The following is a 948-nucleotide window of genomic DNA, read 5'->3' on the forward strand; positions in this document are numbered from 1 at the left end:
CCAGCTTTCTCCATTCTGCGTCGTCCAGCATCACTCCTCCCAGTCAGGAGGAGCAAAACGCCCGCACACGGAACACGTTCAAGGCCGAACAGGCCGTAATCAGCTACAGCCTTGTTTGCAGAAATTTCGAGTTGTGCTTCATACCCCGTTTGGAACGTACGGCATGCGGGAGGCTTCTTATCCTGCCTATATCGCTGTACGTATGAGGCTCAAAATAGCAAACTACGTTGAATCTGATCAGGACATCTCGGCCAGGCAAGACGGGCACATCGAGCTCGCTGCCGACATCATCTCGGCGTACGTTTCCAACAACTCTGTTCCAGTGGCCGACCTGCCCGCACTGATCGCCGGCGTTCATGCGACCCTGACGGGAATGGCGAATGGGCCAGCCTCAACCGAGCCCGAGGTCGAGAAGCTGAGGCCGGCACGGATCCGCAAGTCGATCACGCCGAACCATCTCGTGAGCTTCATCGACGGCAAGCCCTACAAGTCCCTGAAACGGCACCTCACGGAGCACGGGCTGGACGCACACAGCTATCGTGAGCGCTACGGCCTGCCCCGGGACGACCCGATGGTGGCCGCGAGCTTCTCGGCCACACGCTCCGAACTCGCGAAGGCGCTCGGCCTGGGTGGTGGGCAGGGGCGTCAGGCCGCAACAGAGGAAGTTGCATCTGCTCCTGCAGCGCCACGGCGCCGCGGTCGATCACAGAACGCCTGAGGCTGACCAAGGTTGGTCGAGGGGCGGCATAGCCTCCGCGCACGACGGGCATCCTGATCTCTAGGGATAGGCCCTGTCCCCGATCCTAACCCGGGGTGGGGCCTTTCTCGTCGCCGCTCCTGTCACGAAACCATCTACGGCCTGTTCGGCCTTGAACGTGTTCCGTGTGCGGGCGTTTTGCTCCTCCTGACTGGGAGGAGTGATGCTGGACGACGCAGAATGGAGAAAGC

1 protein-coding gene is annotated in these 948 nt (G+C 61.3%); it reads left to right on the forward strand.

Annotated elements, in window-relative coordinates:
- A partial coding sequence (locus WDW90_RS37515; RefSeq protein WP_431311206.1) for a Ros/MucR family transcriptional regulator occupies nt 1-718 on the forward strand: 718 nt, incomplete at its 5' end.
- Nucleotides 719-948: the final 230 nt, after the last annotated feature.

It is taken from the genome of Methylobacterium nigriterrae, from assembly GCF_037106235.1.
GTDB classification, from domain to species: Bacteria; Pseudomonadota; Alphaproteobacteria; order Rhizobiales; family Beijerinckiaceae; genus Methylobacterium; species Methylobacterium nigriterrae.